Here is a 17,795-nt window from a genome sequence, read left to right on the forward strand (position 1 = left end):
GTTGCGCCGCGCGGCACGCCGCCGCTCCGCCCGGCGCTCGGCCAGGCGCCGCGCACGTGAGCCCGACACCCGCTGATCCCCTCCCCCACGCCGGGCGCGTTCCCCCGTTCTGGGGAAGCGTCGGGCCCGCCGCCACTCGGGCCAGCCTAGGCCTGGGACCCTGCGTGCATGGCGCAGTTGGAGCACTTCACCGCTCCCGTCGACACCGTCGTCGACCGGATGCGAGCCCTGGACGAGGCCCTTCCGGAACGGGACGGGATCGCGGTGTTCAACCGCGTCTACCTCGCCGTCACCGAGGCCGTCGACCGGGGCATCGACAGCGGCCGGTTCACGGACGCGCGGGCCGCGATCACGCTGGACGTGCGGTTCGCCGAGCGGTATCTGCGGGCGGTCGACGCGGTGGCCCACGACCGGCGTCCGCCCGCTTGCTGGCGGCCGTTGTTCCAGTTCCGCCGCCATCCCGGCGTACGCCCGTTGCAATTCGCGCTCGCGGGCATCAACGCGCACATCGGGCACGATCTGGCGCTCGCCGTCGTGGACACCTGTCGTACGCTCGACTGCGAACCCGTCGACGTGGAGGACGAGTTCGACCGCGTGGGCGATCTCCTCGTCTCGCTGGAGGAGCGCATCCGCGAAGATCTGATGCCGGGTCCCGACCTGCTCCAGATCGCCGACCCGCTCACCCATCTCCTCGGCGCATGGAGCCTGGAGCGGGCCCGGGACGCCACCTGGACGGCGGCCCGCGCGCTGTGGGCGCTGCGCGGACTCCCTGACGTGGCGGCCGAGTTCACGGAACGCCTGGACACGGCGGTCGGATTCGCGGGACGCATGCTGCTCACGCCACTACCGGACTGATCCGGCCACTCCCGCGCCCGGGGCACCCGAACTACTGGGTGAACGTTGTACGTTCGACAGACAGGCATCCCGTGCAAAGGAGCAGGAATGGCGACACGGCTCGGACTCGGACTCCCCCAGAACAAGCAGTACGACCTCGGCCGCGATGTGCCCGACGTGGCCCGCGCCGCCGAGGCGACCGGCTACGACAGCCTGTGGGTGTACGAGCGCGCCCTGTTCCCCGAGCCCGCCACCCAGGGCCTGTACGGGATAGAGGGCCTGCCCTGGCCCGACGCGTATCGCGGGGTCGCCGACCCGCTGGTCACGCTCACCCTGGCCGCCGCCGTGACGGAGCGGGCCCGGCTCGGCACCAGTGTGCTGGTCGCCCCGCTGCACGTGCCGTTCCAGCTCGCCAAGTCCCTCGCCTCGCTGGACGCGGCGAGCGGCGGCCGGGTCGTCGCCGGCCTCGGCACCGGCTGGTCCCTCGACGAGTACGCGGCCGCGTCCGTGCGCCCCTTCGAGGAGCGCGGGCAGGTCCTGGACGAGCTGATCGAGGTGTGCCGCGCGGTCTGGGGCCCGGACCCGGTGGCGTACGACGGACGGCTCACGAAGATCGCGTCCGCCGTGGTGGGTCCCAAGCCCGCCCGGCCGATCCCGATCCTGCTGCCGGCCATGTCGAAGAAGGCGCAGCGGCGCCTCGTCGACCACGCCGACGGCTGGATGCCGGTCGGGACGGGCGCCGAGGCGCTGGCCGCGCAGTGGCAGGGACTCCAGGAGCTGGCCGCCGAGCGCGGGCGCACGGAACCGATCCAGACGGTCGTACGCGTCAACACGCGGTACTCGGCCGCCGGTCACTCCGGTGCCGACCGCGCCCCCTTCCAGGGCAGCGTCGACCAGATCGTCGAGGACCTGGTCGCGCATGCCGAGGTCGGCCTGGACGAGATCCTCATCGAGCTCCAGAGCTCCGTGCGGGACGCGCAGGAGTTCAAGGAGGTCGCCGCGGAGGTGTACGAGAAGGCGCGGGCGGCCGGCGTCTAGCTTCCCGCCGAGGCTCAGTCCTCGGGCAGTTCCACCGGCGCGATCTCGTCGTACACGTCACCCGGTCCCGGGTTGGTCGCGTCCGTGGTGCCGCCGAAGTGGTGCATGACGCCCCAGACCGCGTTCAGCGCGGTCTGGATCGCGCCCTCGGCCCAGCCGGCCGTCCAGGAGATGTCGTCGCCGGCGAGGAAGATGCCGCGCTTGTCCGCGGGCAGCCGGTCCTGCATGAAGTGGGTGAACAGGCGCCGCTGGTAGCGGTAGTGGCCGGGCAGGTTGGCCTTGAACGCGCCCATGAAGTAGGGCTCGTTCTCCCAGGAGACGGTCACCGGGTTGCCGATGATGTGCTTCCTGATGTCGACCTTCGGGTAGATCTCGCCGAGCGACTTCAGCATGACCTCCATCCGCTCGTTCGCGGACAGCGGCAGCCACTTCAGGCTGTCGTCGCACCAGGTGTAGGAGAGGCAGATGACGGCGGGCTTGTCGGGGCCGTCGTCGAGCAGGTAAGTGCCGCGCGTCATACGGTCGGTGAGCGTCATCGACATGACGTCGCGTCCCGTCTCCTCGTCCTTGTCGAGCCAGAAGGGCCGGTCCACCGGGACGAAGAGCTTGGAACTCTCCATGTAGTGGGTGCGCTCGATCGCGGTCCAGTGGTCGATCGGGAAGAGCGAGTCGTCGCAGGCGATCTTCGACAGCAGCATCCAGGACTGGGCGGTGAAGACGGCCGCCTGGTAGGTGCGGATGTCGCCGTTCGCGTCCGTCACGGTGATCCGGTTGTTCGCCGTGCGGTGCAGCCGGGTCACCGCGGGGCGGGGCTCTCCGCCCGCGTGCAGCTGCGCCAGCGAGGTGCCGTGGGGCCAGTGGACGATCTTCTCCGGCGTACGTTCCCACAGCCGCAGCGGCAGCTGCTGGGAGCCGCCGACGATGCCGCGGTGGTGGTCGTCGGCCTCGGTGTAGACGACGCGGAGGATCTCCAGGATGGAGTTGGGGAAGTCGGTGTCCCAGCCGCCGGTGCCGAAGCCGACCTGGCCGAAGATCTCGCGGTGCCGGAAGGACCTGAAGGCCTCGGAGTCGCAGAGGAAGCCGTAGAAGGTCTGGTTGTCGAGCTTCTCGACGAGCTTCGCCCAGATCTCCCGGATGCGCGGCACGTCCCGCTCGCGCATGGCCTGGTTCATGTCGGAGAAGTCGGCGCCCTCTTCGAGGCACTTGTTCCAGGCGGCGGCGACATCCCGGTAGACCTGCGGCAGGTCGTCGATGGTCTCGGCGTAGTGCGACTCGCCCTTGAGGTCGACGACGGTCGAAGGGGTCGCCTCGGCGAGGGGGTTGGGGAACGGCCGGGTCTCCAGTCCCACCAGGTCGATGTAGTGCTGGAGGGCGGTGGAGGAGGGCGGGAAGCGCATCGCGCCCATCTCGGCCGTCAGGGAGCTGTCGCAGCCCTCGAAGCCGACGGTCCGCAGCCGTCCGCCGATCTGGTCGGCCTCGTAGACGACCGGCTTCAGGCCCATCTTCATCAGCTCGTAGGCGGCCACGATGCCGGACAGACCGCCGCCGATGACCGCGACCTCGGTGCCGTGCTCGGTCGCCGGTATCTGGCCGAGGCCCGCCGGGTGGGCGAGGAAGTCGTCGTACGCGTACGGGAAGTCCGGGCCGAACATGGTGATCGGCGGCTGCTGCTCGTCGGCGTGCTGGACGGCGGTGGGCACCGTGGACGTCATGGGGTACGGACTCCTTGCGAATGCTGCGAAGACTGCGGGGGTGTTCAGACGTAGAGCTCGGGACGCCGGTCCCGCAGATACGGGTTGGCCTCGCGGGAGGCGGCGAGGAAGGCCGGGTCGGCGTCCGCGAACACCAGTTGCTCCTCGCGTCCGGCGCGGGTGCGGGCGACCCCGTCGGGGCCGGCGAGGACGGAGAGCCCGATGAACTCGAACTCCCCTTCCTGGCCGACCCGGTTGACGTACGCGACGTACATCTGGTTCTCGAAGGCCCGCACCGGGATCATCGACTCGGCGACGAACTGGAACGGGTGCATCTGGGCGGTCGGGACGAGGAGGAGGTCCGTGCCGGCCAGCGCGTGCGCCCGGACGTTCTCCGGGAACTCGACGTCGTAGCAGATCAGCAGCCCGACGGTCAGACCGTTCAGCTCGGCCTGCACGACGTGCCGCTCGCCCGGCGTGAAGTGGTCGCGCTCGAAGCAGCCGAAGAGGTGGGTCTTGCGGTAGTTGGCGAGGCGGGTGCCGTCGGCGGAGATGAGCTGGGCGGAGTTGTACACCGCGGCGTCGGCGCGCTCGGGGTATCCGTACGCGATGGCGACCCCGTGCCGCGCGGCGATCTCCGCGACCGCGTCCGCGGCCTCCCCGTCGGCCGGCTCGGCGAGGCGGGCGATGTCGTCGCCGATGGCGTACCCGGTGAGGAACATCTCCGGCGCGGTCAGCAGCCCGGCGCCCGCGGCGGCGGCGCGGCCCGCGGCCTCGTCGAGGACCTTGAGGTTCCCGTCGACCGAGCCGGGGCGGCCGGAGCTCTGGAGCAGGGCGGTGCGCATGCGTGATCCTCACCGGGGCGGAAGGGGTGGTTGCGGGGGCCGTCCAGGAGGCCCTTTGAGGGGGCAGCGGGGGGCATCCAGACGGCCCTCTAGACGGTACGGGCGCCTGACCAGGCCCGACAAGAAGGAGCCGTTGCGCGCCGCCGAGCGGTTCATTGCGCGCGAAGCGGCTTCGGCGGCGATTCGTTGCGTCGGCCGCCGAGGACCAGGGCGGTGACCAGGTAGGGCACCGAGAGGATCACGAAGACGGTGCTGTGCGCGGCCCGCGCGCCGAGCAGGGCGTACGCCGCGAACGTGACGACCGTCAGGAGTTCGGTGCCCAGGCTCGCCACCGAGGTGAGGGTGGCCCGGCGGGCGTCGTCGATGCGGTGCTGGAGGCGTACGTCGGCGAGGACCTCGGCCAGCTGGAAACCACCGAAGGCGAGGCCCACGAGCGCGATGCCGGCCGGGGTGCGGACAGCGGCGCCGACGGCCATCGCCAGCGCGGAGCCGGCCAGCAGCCAGGCCATGCCGGTGCTGCCGAGGCGTTCGGCGGGCCCGGCCAGCAGGCTCGCGGCGGTGACGAGCGTCCAGACGAGCAGGATCAGATAGGGGACGGTCGCCTCGGCGACGCCGGTGTCCCGGGCCAGCAGGGGCGTGTACTCGTCGAGCGCGCCCCACACCGCGGCGACGGCCGGGATCAGCAGCAGGGCACCCCGGACGGAACGGTTCCCACGCGCCTCGCCGAGCCCGGCCCGCAGGGTCGCCCACCAGCCGTCACCGCCGGACTCCCGTCCCGCGCGGTGCTCGGGGAGCCGGGTGGCCGCCACGGCGGCCAGGAGGCAGGCGAGGACACTCGCCGCGCCCACCATCGGGTAGCCGCCCAGCGCGAACACCGGCCCGGCCAGCCCGATCGACGCCATGGTGGCGGCCAGCCGCGCCGCCCGGACCCGCCCCATCACGCGCGCGTACCGGCCGGCGGCCCCGAGCCGCTCCAGTTCGTCGTAGGCCAGCGCCTCCAGCGAACCGGAGCAGAGCGCTCCGCCGATGCCCCACAGGACGAAGCCGAGCGCGAAGGACCAGTACGCCGGGACGATCACCCACAGGGCGAAGCCGACGGCGTTGAACAGCGGACCGACCCACAGCAGCAGCCGTCGGGAGACGGCGTCGGCCAGGGCACCGGAGGGCACCTCCAGGACGACCGCCGTGATCGACCAGAGGGCGAAGAGCGAGGAGATCTGCCAGAGCGACATCCCCGTGTCCGCGAACAGCAGCGCGTACACGGGGTAGAGCAGCACGAAGTCGTCGAGGAACGCGTAGCCGTACAGCGTGCGCGTCAGCCGACGGACACCGGTCGCGGGCACACGTGCGGGTGAGAGTGTCATGAGGCCTTCCCGGAAGGGCGGTTCGGACGTCGTCGGTACGGCGTCCGAGGCGGCCCTCGGGAGGCACGGCTGGTGGATCAATGTCGCCAGGTCATGACACCGATGCTAGACAGTCGCGGGCCCGCTGCCCAGCGAAATACGGGGCTCACGACGTCAGGAGCGCCCGCAGGGCCGAGGGGGTCACCCCGGCCAGGCTGGCCTCGACCGTGCGGCCGGGTGCCGCCTCGATGGGGGCGAGGGACGGCACGGCGAGCACCGTGCAGCCGGCCGCCTCGGCGGAGGCGACACCGGTCGCGGTGTCCTCGACCGCGACGCAGCCCGAGGGGTCCACACCGAGCGCCTGGCACGCGGCGAGATAGGGGTCCGGGTCGGGCTTGGTGCGGTCGGTGTCGTCGGCGGTGACGGAGACGGCGAAGCGGTCCGTGCCCAGCACGTCGAGCACGGTGTCGGTGACCGATCGGGGCGACGCGGTCACCAGGGCCGTCGGCACGCCCTCGCGGGCCAGCGCGTCGAGCAGGTCGAGCGCGCCGGGGCGGGGTACGACACCGGTGCGGACGCGGTCGGCGAACTCCTGGTGGAGGGTGTCGGCGAGGTCGGCGGCGGGGGCGCCGGTGGCCGCGGACAGCCAGCCGGCGGTGTGTTCGACGGGGCGGCCGAGGACGTCCGGCCGGTCCGCCTCGGTCAGGTCCCGTCCGGCGACCCGCTCCACCGCCTCCCACCACAGGCGCTCGGTGTCGACGAGCGTGCCGTCCATGTCGAACAGGACGGCCTGGAGCGGGAGTCGGGTCATCTCGGTCTCTTTCATGCGGTACGTTCCGCGACCAGCACCGGCCGCTCGGGCAGCGACACGTGCACCGCGGCACCGGCGGTCAGAGCGGTGGCCTCGTGCGCGGGCAGGTCGGCCTTCACCTCGCTGCCGTCGGCGAGCCCCACGGTGACCCGTACAGCGGCGCCCAGGAAGGAGGTGGCGAGCACGCGGGCCTTGCCGTCCGCGTCGGCGCTCACCCGGACGGCCTCCGGCCGCACCAGCACGTCCACCTCACCGGCCTGCGGCGCCGCGCCGTCGACCGGCAGCCGCTGCCCGAGCACGTCGACCACACCGTCGGAGACCCGGCCCGGAATCCGGCTCATCGTCCCGACGAACTCGGCCACGAAGGCCGTCGCGGGCCGGCCGTACAACTCGGCGGGTGCCGCGCACTGTTCGAGCTTCCCGGCGTGCATGACGGCGACCCGGTCGGCCATGGACAGGGCCTCCTCCTGGTCGTGGGTGACGAACAGGGTGGTGATGCCGAGTTCCTGCTGGAGCCGCCTGATCTCCTCGCGGAGGGTGAGCCGCACCTTGGCGTCGAGCGCGGACAGCGGCTCGTCGAGGAGCAGCACGCGGGGCCGCAGGGCGAGGGCGCGGGCCAGCGCGACCCGCTGCTGCTGGCCGCCGGAGAGCTGGTGCGGATAACGCCCGCCCTTGTCGGCGAGACCGACCAGTTCCAGCAACTCGGCGGCACGGGCCCGCCGTTCACCGGTACGCACCCCGCGCATGCGCAGCCCGAAGGCCACGTTGTCGAGCGCGTCGAGGTGCGGGAAGAGGCTGTACGACTGGAAGACCATCCCGGCGTCCCGCCGGTGGGCCGGGACCCGGGTGACGTCCTCGCCGTCCACCAACACCTCGCCGGAGTCGGGGTGTTCGAAGCCGGCGAGCATCCGCAGGGCGGTGGTCTTGCCGCAGCCGGACGGGCCGAGCAGGGCGACCAGCTCACCGGGGCGGACGGTCAGGTCGAGGCCGTCGAGGGCGACCGTGGGACCGAACTCCCTTCTGAGCCCGCGGAACTCGACGGTGGCGGCCTTCGCCGTGGTGTTCACGGCGGCGACGTTCTCGTTCGTTTTCATGGTTCAACCCCGGGACGTGGTACGGGAGCGCCCGCCGAAGCCGGCCAGGACGAGGAGCAGCAGCCAGGTGACGAGCAGGCTCATCACGGACACGGCGACGGACAACTGGGCCTGTGAGCCGCTGACGTTGACGATCCACACCGCGAACGGCTGGAAGCCCAGCAGCTGGGCCACGGTGAACTCGCCGAGCACCAGCGCCAGGGTGAGGAAGGAGGCGTTGAGCAGGGCGCCGCGCAGGTTGGGCAGCACGGCCTGGACCAGGGCCTGCGGCCAGCTCGCGCCACAGCTCCGGGCGGCCTCGACGAGAGTGGGGACGTCGATCGCGCGCAGTCCGGCGTCCAGCGCCCGGTACACGAAGGGCAGCGCCATCACGACGTACGCCAGGACGAGCACGACCGGGAAGTCGGGGTTCTGGATCGCCACGAAGGTCTGGAACAGCGGGGTGCGGGACAGGTGTTCGGGCCCCCACTTCAGGACCGTGACGATGCCGGCGACGAACGCGATCGGCGGCACGACCAGCGGCAGCGAGCACACCACCTCGACCACCGGCCGCAGCCTCGGTGCGCCGAGCCGCAGCGCGACCATGGCGGGCACCATCAGCAGCAGGACGACGGCGATGGTGGCGAGGGCCAGTTCCAGGGAGAGCAGCAGGCTGGAGCCGAAGCCGCCGGTGGAGACGATCTGCGTGTAGGCGTCGACGGTGAGGCCCTGGCCCGGCACGTCGACCGTGAAGACGACCGAGGCGGCCAGCGGCACCAGGAAGTACAGCCCGGCGAGGCCGAACACGCCCCACCGCCACAGGTTCAGGCGAGCCATCGCGCACTCCTCCGCTGCAAGGGCAGATACACCGCCATGACGAGGCCCGCGACGAGGACCATGTCGAGGCTGAGGGCGAGCGCCACGTTCTCCTGGCCGACGAGCACGTTGCCGGAGAGGGCGTCGGCGATCTGGAGGGTGATCAGCGGGACGGAGCTGCCCACGATCGCGGCGGCGGTGGCGTAGGCGGCGAAGGCGCTGCCGAAGAGCAGCACGAACCCGCCGAGGAGCGTGGGCAGCAGCACGGGCAGGGCGACATGGAGCCAGTACTGCGCGGTGGTCGCCCCGTTGTTCTGCGCGGCCTCGCGCCACTGGACGCGCAGTCCCTCCAGGGCGGGGGTGATGGTGAGGACCATCAGCGGGATCAGGAAGTACAGGTAGACGACGACCAGTCCCCAGAAGCTGTAGAGGTCCCAGCCCTTGTCGGTGAGGTCCAGGTGCCGGGTCAGCACGCCGGCGTTGCCGAGGGTGGCGACGAAGGCGAAGGCGAGCGGGACGCCGCCGAAGTTGGCGAGGACGCCGGATGCGGTGAGGACGGCTTCGCGCAGCGCGCGGTGCCGGGAGGTGACGACGGCCTGCGCGAGCGGCAGTCCGAGGAGCGTCGCCAGGGCGGCGGAGACGGCGGACAGCTTGACGCTGCCGACGAGGGCGGTGAGGTAGGCGCCCTGCAGCGAGGCGGTCAGGTTGGCCGTGGTGTAGGCGCCGGTGCCCTTGTCCGTGAAGGCGCCGTCGAGGACCGCCCAGGCGGGCAGTCCGAAGGCCACCGCGGTGAAGGCGAGCAGCGGGACGACGGCGACCCAGCCGAGCGACCGGCGCCGCCGCTTCACCGCAGCGGCGGGCGCCGTGTCGACCCGCGGGAGCGTGGCCGTCATCCGGAGACGGCCTTCGCCCAGCCCTGCCCGAGGACCGTCTTGGCCTTGTCCTGCTGGGCCTCGGTCGGGAAGGAGGGCGTGCCGGAGACCTTCGGGAGCTTGGCCGCGGCGGTCTTGTCGAGAGTGCCGGCCTTCTCCAGGGCGGTCATCAGGGCCGGGCGGGCGTAGCCCTTGAGCCACAGGTTCTGGCCCTCGGCGCTGTAGAGGTACTCCTGCCACAGGCGGGCGGCCGCCGGGTGCGGGGCGTCCTTGTTGATGGCCTGGGAGTAGTACTGGGAGAACTGGCCGTCGCTCGGCACGGCGACCTTCCAGTCCACGCCCTTGGACTTGAACTCGTCGGCGTACCCGGCGTTGAGGTAGTCCCAGTCGATGCTGATCGGCGTCTCGCCCTTCTCGACGGTGGCCGGGGTGGACTCGACGGGCGTGTAATTGCCGTTGTCCTTCAGCTTCTTGAAGAAGTCGAGGCCGGGCTGGATGTCGTCGAAGGAGCCGCCGTTCGCGAGCGCGGCCGCCCAGACGCCGCCGAAGGCCGAGCCGGACTTCGTGGGGTTGCCGTTGAGGGCGACCTGGCCCTTGTACTGCGGCTTGAGCAGGTCGGCGAAGGTGGTGGGGCAGGCCTTGACGCGCTTGGCGTCGCAGCCGATGGAGATGTAGCCGCCGTAGTCGTTGTACCAGCGGGCCTGCGCGTCCTTCTGCCCGCTCGGGATGTCGGCGAACGAGGCGACCTTGTAGGGCGCGAGGAGCCCCTGCTGTGCGGCGCTGATCGCGAAGGAGCTGCCGAGGTCGAGGACGTCGGGGGCACGGTCCTGGCCCTTGCGCGACGTCACGGCGTTGATCTCGTCCTGGCTGGCGCCGTCGGGGTTCTCGACGGCGATCTTGATGCCGTACTTCTTCTCGAACCCGTCGATGAGCGCACCGTAGTTGGCCCAGTCACGGGGCAGGGCGATGGCGTTGAGCTTGCCCTCCTTCTTGGCCGCCTTGACGAGGGCGTCGAGTCCGCCGAAGTCGGCGGCGGAGGTGGCGGTGGCGGCGTTCTTGCCGTCGGCGGTGGTGGACGCGGTGTCGGGGGCGGCGCCGCAGGCGCTCAGGGTGAGCGCGGCTATGGCACCGAGGGCGGCGGTTCTCGGCAGGGACAAGGTCACGGCTTCTCCAGGGCGTTAAGAACTTGTCTGAACAAGTTGGCCCCAGTAAGGCTGCCGCTGGTGTCGTCTTCGTAAACACTGAAGAAACCCTGACCCCCGAATTCCGGGCCAATCAAGGTCCCCTCCACCCGTCGCCGGATGTCGACTAGGCTGGTCACGCTGTGCACAGCATTCGACTCAGAGGGGAAGCATGGCGGCGCGACACGAAGAGATCGCCGACGAACTGCGCCGGGCGATCGACCGCGAGGAGTACACGGTCGGCAGTCGACTGCCCGCCGAGACCGACCTCGCCGCCCACTACGGAGTCTCCCGAGGCACGGTCCGGCAGGCCGTCGCGGCCCTGACCGCGGAGGGGCTCATCGGCTCCCGCCAGGGCGCCCGCCGCGTGGTGCTGGCCAGCCGCCGCAGCCAGAGCTTCGCGGAACTGCGCAGCTTCGCCCAGTGGGCACGGGCGATGGGCCGCGAGGCGACGGGCCAGGTGATCGCGCAGGAGTACCGCCCGGCCACCGCCGAGGACGCCGTACGCCTCCAACTGCGCGCCGGCACACCGGTGTTGCACGTCCTGCGGGTCCGCGGCCTGGACGGCGAACCGGTGCTCCTGGAACGGACGGTGTACGCCGACTGGATCTCCCCGGCGGTCGAGATCATCGAGCCGGACTGCCCGTCCGTCACCCAACGCCTGTACGACGACACGGGGTTGGTCTTCGCATACGGCGAGCATGTCATCGACGCGGTGGCGGCGGGCGCGCAGGACGCGGACCTCCTGTCCGTCCGCCGCACCAGCCCCCTCCTCCGCGTCCGCCGCGTGACGACGACCCGCGAGGGCCGCCCGGTGGAGTGGTCGGACGACCGCTACCGCTCGGACGCGGTGAGTTTCAGCGTCCACAACTCGATGGACAACAACGCGCTGGCGCGGAAGACGGCGGAGTAGAGGGCCTTTAGGGGCGCGGGGAACTGCGCGAACGGCCACGACGCACCCGCACCCGGCGACGCACCGCAACCAGCCGAGCTCTACCCCGGCGCCCCCGACGAGAACCGCCTCAGCAACGGCGACAACACCAACACCGACTTGGTCCGCTCCACGAACGGCTCCCCGGCGATCCGCTCCAGGACCCGTTCGAAGTGCCGCATGTCAGATGCGAACACCTGCACGATCGCATCCGCATCCCCGGTGACGGTGGACGCCGCCACCACCTCCTGGTACCGCTCAAGACCCCGCCGGATCGTCTCCGGCGACGTGTTGTGCCGGCAGTAGATCTCGACGAACCCCTCGGTCTCCCACCCCAGCGCCGACGGATCGACCCGCACCGTGAACCCGGTGATCGCGCCGGTGGCCCGCAGCCGGTCGACGCGTCGTTTCACGGCGGGCGCGGACAGGCCGACGATCTGCCCGATGTCCGCGTAGGAGCGGCGGGCGTCCTCGGCGAGGGCGTGGACGATGCGTTCGTCGAGATCGTTGAGCACGGTGGGTGGATCAGCCTTCAGATGATGCGAGACGGGAGCGGCGATGGCCGTATACGAAGTAGAACACGAGCCCGGCCGCCATCCAGACTCCGAAGACCACCCAGGTGACGGCGGACAGGCTGCCCATCATCCACACACAGAACCCGAGCCCCAGCACGGGCAGCACCGGCGACAGCGGCACCCGGAAGGTGCGCGGCATCTCCGGACGCGTCCGGCGCAGCACCACCACGGCGATGTTGACCAGCCCGAAGGCGAAGAGCGTGCCGATGCTGGTGGCGTCGGCGAGCTGCCCCAGCGGGATCGCGGCGGCGAGGACACCGCAGAACAGGGACACGATCACCGTGTTGGCCCGGGGCGCGCCGGTCTTCGGGTGGACGCGCCCGAACACCTTCGGCACCAGCCCGTCCCGGGACATCGCGAAGAGGATGCGGGTCTGGCCGTAGAGCACGGTCAGGACGACGCTGGCGATGGCGATGACCGCGCACGCGGCCAGCAGGGTCCCCCAGAAGCTCTGTCCGGTCACGTCCCGCATGATCTGGGCGAGCGCGGCCTCGGAGTCCCCGAACCGCTCCCAGGGCCTCGCGCCGACGGCCACGGCCGCGACGAGGACGTACAGCGCGGTGACGATGACCAGCGACAGCATGATCGCGCGCGGCAGGTCGCGCTGGGCGTTCTTCGCCTCCTCGCCGGCGGTGGAGGCGGCGTCGAAGCCGATGTACGAGAAGAACAGCGTCGCCCCGGCCGCGCTGACGCCCGCCATGCCGAGCGGCATGAAGTGCTCGTAGTTGCCGGAGCGGAAGCCCTGGATGCCGATGGCGCAGAACAGCACCAGCGCACCGATCTTCACGACGACCATGACGGTGTTGGCCCGCGCGGACTCGCGCGCCCCGCCCAGCAGGAACGCCATGGCGAGGAGGACGACGATGAGAGCCGGCAGGTTGAAGATGCCGCCGTCGCCGGGCGGGGCGGACAGCGCGTCCGGGATGGTGACGCCTATGGTCCCGTCGAGCAGCTCGTTCAGGTACTGGCCCCAGCCGACCGCGACGGCGGCGACCGAGACGCCGTACTCCAGCAGCAGACACCAGCCGCAGACCCAGGCGACCAGTTCGCCCAGGGTTGCGTACGCGTACGAGTACGACGAGCCCGAGACCGGGATGGTGCCCGCGAGCTCGGCGTAGGACAGGGCCGAGAAGAGGGCCGTCAGTCCGGCGATGACGAAGGACAGGGTGACGGCGGGGCCGGCCTTGGGCACGGCCTCGCCGAGGACGACGAAGATGCCGGTGCCGAGGGTGGCACCGATGCTGATCATGGTCAGCTGCCACAGCCCGAGGGTGCGGCGCAGACTGCCGCCCTCGCCCTGGCCGCCCTCGGCGACCAGGCGTTCCACGGGCTTGCGCCGCATGAGGCGCGCACCCAGGCCCGGGGACGGGATGGTGCGGTGGTGCGGGGGTGCGCCTTGGTCGAGCACGCGCTGACTCCTTCGTCGCTGCGATCGGCGCGGCGGGGACCGGCGGGCAAGGACCACCGAGCGGGGTCCCTGCCACGCCACGTACAGCGCATGACCCTATGAGCCAGGGCATCACGGTCGTAATGCAGCAACTTTGCGCATACGCGCAAGATCGTTGCGTTCATCGCAAGCGGGCGCCCGTTTGTTGCGCGGCCCCGCACAGCGGCGAAGCGCCTAGCTCCAGCTGGCGTGCAGCGGCTTGCCCTCCGCGTAGCCGGCCGCGCTCTGGATGCCGACGACCGCCTTCTCGGCGAACTCCTCCAGGGAGCCCGCACCGGCGTAGGTGCAGGAGGAGCGGACGCCCGCGATGATCGAGTCGACCAGGTCCTCGACGCCCGGACGGGCGGGGTCGAGGAACATGCGGGAGGTGGAGATGCCCTCCTCGAAGAGCGCCTTGCGGGCCCGGTCGTACGACGACTCCTCGGACGTACGGTTGCGCACCGCACGCGCGGAGGCCATGCCGAACGACTCCTTGTAGAGCCGCCCGTTGGCGTCCTGCTGGAGATCGCCCGGCGACTCGTACGTCCCCGCGAACCAGGACCCGATCATCACGTTGGACGCACCGGCGGCCAGCGCCATCGCCACGTCACGCGGGTGCCGGACACCGCCGTCGGCCCAGACGTGCTTGCCGTACTTCTTGGCCTCCGCCGCGCACTCCAGCACCGCCGAGAACTGCGGCCGGCCCACGCCGGTCATCATGCGGGTGGTGCACATGGCGCCGGGGCCCACACCGACCTTGATGATGTCCGCGCCGGCCTCGATGAGGTCCCGCACGCCCTCGGCGGCCACGATGTTGCCGGCCACGATCGGCACCTGCGGGTCGAGCGCCCGTACGGTCCTGATCGCGCTGATCATCGACTCCTGGTGGCCGTGCGCGGTGTCGATGACGAGCGTGTCCACGCCCGCGTCGAGCAGCTGCTTGGCCTTGCCCGCGACATCGCCGTTGATACCGACGGCGGCGGCGATGCGCAGCTTGCCGTTCGCGTCCACGGCAGGCGTGTAGAGGGTGGCGCGCAGGGCGCCCTTGCGGGTGAGGATGCCGGCCAGCTTGCCCTCGGTGTCGACGGCCGGGGCGTAGCGCCGGTTGGCCGCGTCGAGCCGGTTGAAGGCCTCGCGCGGGTCGATGTCGGCGTCCAGGAGCAGCAGGTCGCGCGACATGACGACCTCCAGCTGCGTGAAGCGGTCCACGCCGGTCAGGTCCTGGTCGGTGACGACACCGACGGGACGGCCCTCCTCGTCGACGACGACACCGGCGTTGTGGGCCCGCTTGGGCAGCAGCGCGAGGGCGTCGGCGACGGTCTGGTGCGGGGCCAGCACGATCGGGGTGTCCAGGACGTGGTGGCGGCTCTTGACCCAGGAGACGACGTCGGTGACGACCTCGATCGGGATGTCCTGCGGGATGACCACGAGGCCACCGCGCCGGGCCATGGTCTCGGCCATACGGCGCCCGGCGATGGCGGTCATGTTGGCGACGACCAGCGGGATCGTGGTGCCCGTGCCGTCCGGGGAGCTGAGGTCCACGCCCTGCCGCGAGCCGACGGCGCTCCGGCTCGGGACCATGAAGACGTCGTCGTACGTCAGGTCGTACGGGGGCTGGATGTCGTTGAGGAAACGCACGTGCTGCACATCCCAGTCGATCAGAGGTGGCCCCCGGACAGGTCAGCCAGGGGGAAGAGCACGTACTTCATTGTCCCATGTCAACCGGAATGCGATGCCCGGACGGATCGTCCAAGCAGGTCAGAGGGGCTTAGGAGGTTCCTCCAAGGGCGAGCGCCACGGAGGCCACGGAAGCCTCCGAGAACACCTCGCGCGCGACCGCCCACTCCTCCGGCCGCGCCTCGGCGTACGACTCCCAGTGCCGTACGACGACCACGATCCCCGCCTCGACGGCTTCCGCCGGCCAGACGCCCGGGTCGGACAGGACGTCGGCCAGCGCGTCCCAGTTGCGCCCGAAGTACTCCGGCAGCCGCAGATCCAGGGCGCAGCGCTCCATCAGGCCCGCCTTGTCCGTGACCCCGTCGAGGTCCAGCGTGACCACGACCTCCGTCATCTCAGCACCACCCTGAACGAGTCGTAGTGATCATCGGTGTAGTAGATCTCCCCGTCCTCCCCCGTGACGATGCGCCGGGCTCCGCGATCACGTGAGCCCGGCGTGGGAACGGTGTACTCGTGGTAGTAGCCGCGTGGGTGCTCGGGCAGCAGCTTCTCGAAGTTCCCGAAGACGGCACCGTCCTTGGCGTACGGGAACGGCCCGCCCTCGTCGATGAGTTGGAGCGTCTCACGAGCCTGCACCGGGAGCCGTGACTCCTGGACGGTCGCCATGTCGCCCGTCCCGGAGGAGCATCCGGCCAGCACCAGCACACACAGCAACACCCGGGAGACGAACCGCAGCAGCATGCGCTCCACGCTGCCACGGCCGCCCTCCCTCGACCTTCCGTCAGAGGCCGTCCGGGTCAGCCCGGTTCAGCGCGGGCTTCGGCGTCGGCCCCGCCGCCATCAGCACATCGGCGGCGGACGTGTCCGTGACGAGGCTGGTGACCAGCCCGGAGCGCAGCACCGCGTCGATCGCCATGGCCTTGCGGGCCCCGCCCGCGATCGCCACGACCTCGGGGATACGGCGGAGCTGGTCGGCCTTGACCGTGATGCACCGCTCGCCCAGGTCCCGGCCCACCCGGCGCCCCTGGGCGTCGAAGAGGTGCGCGGACATCTCGGCGGCGACGCCGAGGGAGGCGTAGTGCGCCCGTTCCTCGTCGCTGAGCATGTCGTGCACCGTGGAGATGCCCGGCTCCCAGGAGCCGATCGACACACAGGCGACGGTCACCTTGTCGAAGTACTCGAACGCGCGCGCGATCCCGGTCTGGTTGCGCAGCGCTGCCGCGGTGGCCGCGTCCGGCAGCAGCATCGGCGCGTAGATGGGGTGAGCGTCCCCGCCCGACACCTGGGCCGCACGCCGTACCGCCTCCACCGAACCGCGCTCGGCGGTCCCGGCGTCGTACACGCCCGTCAGCTGCACCACCGTGCACGGCGGCAGCCGGTCGAGGGCGGCCGCCATATGGATGGTGGACCGGCCCCAGGCGAGCCCCAGGACGTCGCCCTCGTTGACGAGCTCGCCGAGCAGGTCCGCGGCCGTCTCACCGAGGTTCTCGGGATCGGGCGACTCCTCGGCGTCCGCCGGGGACTCCACCACGACGGCGTGCCTGAGGCCGTACCGGGCGCGCAGCGCGTCCGAGCGCTCGGCGTCCAGCTCGGCCGGGACGCGGATCTCGATCCGTACGAGATCCCGTTCGAGGGCGGTCTCCAGGACCCTGGCCACCTTGAAGCGGCTCACGCCGAACTCCTCGGCGATCTGGATCTTCGATTTGCCCTCGAGGTAGAAGCGGCGGGCCATGGCCGCCGCCTGCACCAGCTCAGCGGGTCCCATCCGCATGGCTGACCGGCCCGCCGACATACCCGACACGGCCATCTCCTCACTGCTGTTCACACTCTGGATTCGCCGTTCATCCTTGCAGATCCGGCGGACTTGATCAGCCCTGATGGGAGCCGTTCACGTTCCTGTGGCTCAGTGGCCGCATGCCCAGCTCGCCTTGGCGGTGGCCCCTTCCGCTTGGTTGCGCAGTGCACGTACCGCCTCGGCCGGGTCAGACGCGTTGTAGACGGCCGAACCGGCGACGAAGACGTCCGCGCCGGCGTCGGCACACCGCTCGATGGTGGAGGCCGCGACCCCGCCGTCCACCTGGAGCCACAGTTCGAGACCGTGCTTGCTGATCAACTCGCGGGTGCGGCGGATCTTCGGGAGCATGATGTCGAGAAACGCCTGGCCCCCGAAGCCCGGCTCCACGGTCATGATCAGCAGCATGTCGAGCTCGGGGAGCAGATCCTCGTACGGCTCGATGGGCGTCGCGGGCTTCAGCGCCATGGAGGCGCGGGCGCCCTTGGCGCGGATCTCCCGGGCGAGCCGGACCGGGGCGGCGGCGGCCTCGACGTGGAAGGTGACGGAACCGGCCCCCGCCTCGACGTACTGGGGCGCCCACCGATCGGGGGCCTCGATCATCAGATGGCAGTCCAGCGGAGTGTCCGTCGCACGGGCCAGCGACTCTACGACCGGCACGCCGAGCGTGAGGTTCGGGACGAAATGGTTGTCCATGACGTCGACGTGGAGCCAGTCGGCTCCCTCCACCGCCTTCGCCTCGTCCGCGAGGCGGGCGAAGTCTGCGGACAGGATGCTGGGGTTGATCTGCACGGCCATGACCCAAGCCTCCCACGTCCGGGCACGAATGTTCGCGCCGGTCCAGACCTAAGCCGTTCAACGGATGTTGCTCCGGGACGGTACGTGCCATA

At 71.1% G+C, this 17,795-nt stretch carries 17 protein-coding genes and 1 pseudogene; 3 read left to right on the top strand and 15 right to left on the bottom strand.

From position 1 onward, the window contains the following. Positions 1-168 precede the first annotated feature (168 nt). Together EJC51_RS09820 and EJC51_RS09825 are read left to right on the top strand one after the other, a co-directional pair. Positions 169-855, top strand: a complete 687-nt coding sequence (locus tag EJC51_RS09820) for a DUF5995 family protein (RefSeq protein WP_126270723.1) — start codon at positions 169-171, stop codon at positions 853-855. 87 nt (positions 856-942) lie between these two features. Beyond that, positions 943-1,872, top strand: a complete 930-nt coding sequence (locus EJC51_RS09825; RefSeq protein ID WP_126270724.1) for an LLM class F420-dependent oxidoreductase — start codon at positions 943-945, stop codon at positions 1,870-1,872. A gap of 14 nt (positions 1,873-1,886) precedes the next feature. Here EJC51_RS09825 and EJC51_RS09830 read toward each other — a convergent pair whose 3' ends face one another. The 8 genes and pseudogenes from EJC51_RS09830 to EJC51_RS09865 form a co-directional block, all read right to left on the bottom strand. Beyond that, positions 1,887-3,584, bottom strand: coding sequence for a flavin monoamine oxidase family protein (locus EJC51_RS09830; protein WP_126270725.1), 1,698 nt, complete (start codon positions 3,582-3,584; stop codon positions 1,887-1,889). A 44-nt stretch (positions 3,585-3,628) separates the two neighbouring features. Then, positions 3,629-4,408, bottom strand: a complete 780-nt coding sequence (locus EJC51_RS09835; RefSeq protein WP_126270726.1) for a carbon-nitrogen hydrolase family protein — start codon at positions 4,406-4,408, stop codon at positions 3,629-3,631. Between the two features lie 152 nt (positions 4,409-4,560). Continuing rightward, a complete protein-coding gene (locus EJC51_RS09840) occupies positions 4,561-5,772 on the bottom strand; it encodes an MFS transporter (RefSeq protein ID WP_126270727.1) in 1,212 nt (403 codons plus the stop codon). A gap of 154 nt (positions 5,773-5,926) precedes the next feature. After that, a pseudogene (locus EJC51_RS09845) lies at positions 5,927-6,562 on the bottom strand (HAD family hydrolase); the annotation flags it as partial. 11 nt (positions 6,563-6,573) lie between these two features. Then, complete coding sequence (locus EJC51_RS09850; RefSeq protein ID WP_126270728.1) at positions 6,574-7,656, bottom strand: ABC transporter ATP-binding protein; 1,083 nt, start codon at positions 7,654-7,656, stop codon at positions 6,574-6,576. Between the two features lie 3 nt (positions 7,657-7,659). Continuing rightward, positions 7,660-8,472, bottom strand: coding sequence for an ABC transporter permease (locus EJC51_RS09855; RefSeq protein WP_126270729.1), 813 nt, complete (start codon positions 8,470-8,472; stop codon positions 7,660-7,662). Next, positions 8,460-9,344, bottom strand: coding sequence for an ABC transporter permease (locus tag EJC51_RS09860; protein ID WP_126270730.1), 885 nt, complete (start codon positions 9,342-9,344; stop codon positions 8,460-8,462). Before EJC51_RS09860 ends, EJC51_RS09855 begins: the two co-directional genes overlap by 13 nt. Continuing rightward, complete coding sequence (locus EJC51_RS09865) at positions 9,341-10,486, bottom strand: ABC transporter substrate-binding protein (protein WP_126270731.1); 1,146 nt, start codon at positions 10,484-10,486, stop codon at positions 9,341-9,343. Before EJC51_RS09865 ends, EJC51_RS09860 begins: the two co-directional genes overlap by 4 nt. 190 nt (positions 10,487-10,676) lie before the next feature. On the opposite strand from EJC51_RS09865, the gene EJC51_RS09870 reads away from it, so the two are divergent. Further along, positions 10,677-11,417, top strand: coding sequence for a GntR family transcriptional regulator (locus tag EJC51_RS09870; RefSeq protein WP_126270732.1), 741 nt, complete (start codon positions 10,677-10,679; stop codon positions 11,415-11,417). Between the two features lie 80 nt (positions 11,418-11,497). On the opposite strand, the gene EJC51_RS09875 is transcribed toward EJC51_RS09870, so the two are convergent. The 7 genes from EJC51_RS09875 to rpe form a co-directional block, all read right to left on the bottom strand. After that, positions 11,498-11,950, bottom strand: a complete 453-nt coding sequence (locus EJC51_RS09875) for an Lrp/AsnC family transcriptional regulator (RefSeq protein ID WP_059196353.1) — start codon at positions 11,948-11,950, stop codon at positions 11,498-11,500. Between the two features lie 10 nt (positions 11,951-11,960). Next, positions 11,961-13,418, bottom strand: a complete 1,458-nt coding sequence (locus tag EJC51_RS09880; protein WP_126270733.1) for an amino acid permease — start codon at positions 13,416-13,418, stop codon at positions 11,961-11,963. Between the two features lie 213 nt (positions 13,419-13,631). Further along, positions 13,632-15,074: a GuaB1 family IMP dehydrogenase-related protein gene (locus tag EJC51_RS09885; RefSeq protein ID WP_208870815.1), complete on the bottom strand. Its 1,443-nt coding sequence runs from the start codon at positions 15,072-15,074 to the stop codon at positions 13,632-13,634. Between the two features lie 130 nt (positions 15,075-15,204). Then, positions 15,205-15,507 (bottom strand): barstar family protein, encoded by a 303-nt coding sequence (locus tag EJC51_RS09890; RefSeq protein ID WP_126270735.1) that lies wholly within the window; start codon positions 15,505-15,507, stop codon positions 15,205-15,207. Next, positions 15,504-15,854: a guanyl-specific ribonuclease gene (locus tag EJC51_RS09895; RefSeq protein ID WP_126270736.1), complete on the bottom strand. Its 351-nt coding sequence runs from the start codon at positions 15,852-15,854 to the stop codon at positions 15,504-15,506. Before EJC51_RS09895 ends, EJC51_RS09890 begins: the two co-directional genes overlap by 4 nt. Before the next feature lie 40 nt (positions 15,855-15,894). Next, positions 15,895-16,938, bottom strand: a complete 1,044-nt coding sequence (locus EJC51_RS09900) for a sugar-binding transcriptional regulator (protein ID WP_059196357.1) — start codon at positions 16,936-16,938, stop codon at positions 15,895-15,897. 78 nt (positions 16,939-17,016) lie between these two features. After that, positions 17,017-17,703: a ribulose-phosphate 3-epimerase gene (rpe, locus tag EJC51_RS09905; protein ID WP_079308753.1), complete on the bottom strand. Its 687-nt coding sequence runs from the start codon at positions 17,701-17,703 to the stop codon at positions 17,017-17,019. Between the last annotated feature and the right edge of the window lie 92 nt (positions 17,704-17,795).

The organism is Streptomyces aquilus (genome assembly GCF_003955715.1).
Lineage (GTDB): Bacteria > Actinomycetota > Actinomycetes > Streptomycetales > Streptomycetaceae > Streptomyces > Streptomyces aquilus.

What these genes read in the sequence shown, in the direction of transcription:
- rpe (WP_079308753.1), bottom strand. Translation starts at nt 17,703, where the DNA reads ATGGCCGTGCAGATCAACCCCAGCATCCTGTCCGCAGACTTCGCCCGC.
- EJC51_RS09855 (WP_126270729.1), bottom strand. Translation starts at nt 8,472, where the DNA reads ATGGCTCGCCTGAACCTGTGGCGGTGGGGCGTGTTCGGCCTCGCCGGG.
- EJC51_RS09870 (WP_126270732.1), top strand. Translation starts at nt 10,677, where the DNA reads ATGGCGGCGCGACACGAAGAGATCGCCGACGAACTGCGCCGGGCGATC.
- EJC51_RS09820 (WP_126270723.1), top strand. Translation starts at nt 169, where the DNA reads ATGGCGCAGTTGGAGCACTTCACCGCTCCCGTCGACACCGTCGTCGAC.
- EJC51_RS09840 (WP_126270727.1), bottom strand. Translation starts at nt 5,772, where the DNA reads ATGACACTCTCACCCGCACGTGTGCCCGCGACCGGTGTCCGTCGGCTG.
- EJC51_RS09895 (WP_126270736.1), bottom strand. Translation starts at nt 15,854, where the DNA reads ATGCTGCTGCGGTTCGTCTCCCGGGTGTTGCTGTGTGTGCTGGTGCTG.
- EJC51_RS09860 (WP_126270730.1), bottom strand. Translation starts at nt 9,344, where the DNA reads ATGACGGCCACGCTCCCGCGGGTCGACACGGCGCCCGCCGCTGCGGTG.
- EJC51_RS09835 (WP_126270726.1), bottom strand. Translation starts at nt 4,408, where the DNA reads ATGCGCACCGCCCTGCTCCAGAGCTCCGGCCGCCCCGGCTCGGTCGAC.
- EJC51_RS09825 (WP_126270724.1), top strand. Translation starts at nt 943, where the DNA reads ATGGCGACACGGCTCGGACTCGGACTCCCCCAGAACAAGCAGTACGAC.
- EJC51_RS09850 (WP_126270728.1), bottom strand. Translation starts at nt 7,656, where the DNA reads ATGAAAACGAACGAGAACGTCGCCGCCGTGAACACCACGGCGAAGGCC.
- EJC51_RS09830 (WP_126270725.1), bottom strand. Translation starts at nt 3,584, where the DNA reads ATGACGTCCACGGTGCCCACCGCCGTCCAGCACGCCGACGAGCAGCAG.
- EJC51_RS09890 (WP_126270735.1), bottom strand. Translation starts at nt 15,507, where the DNA reads ATGACGGAGGTCGTGGTCACGCTGGACCTCGACGGGGTCACGGACAAG.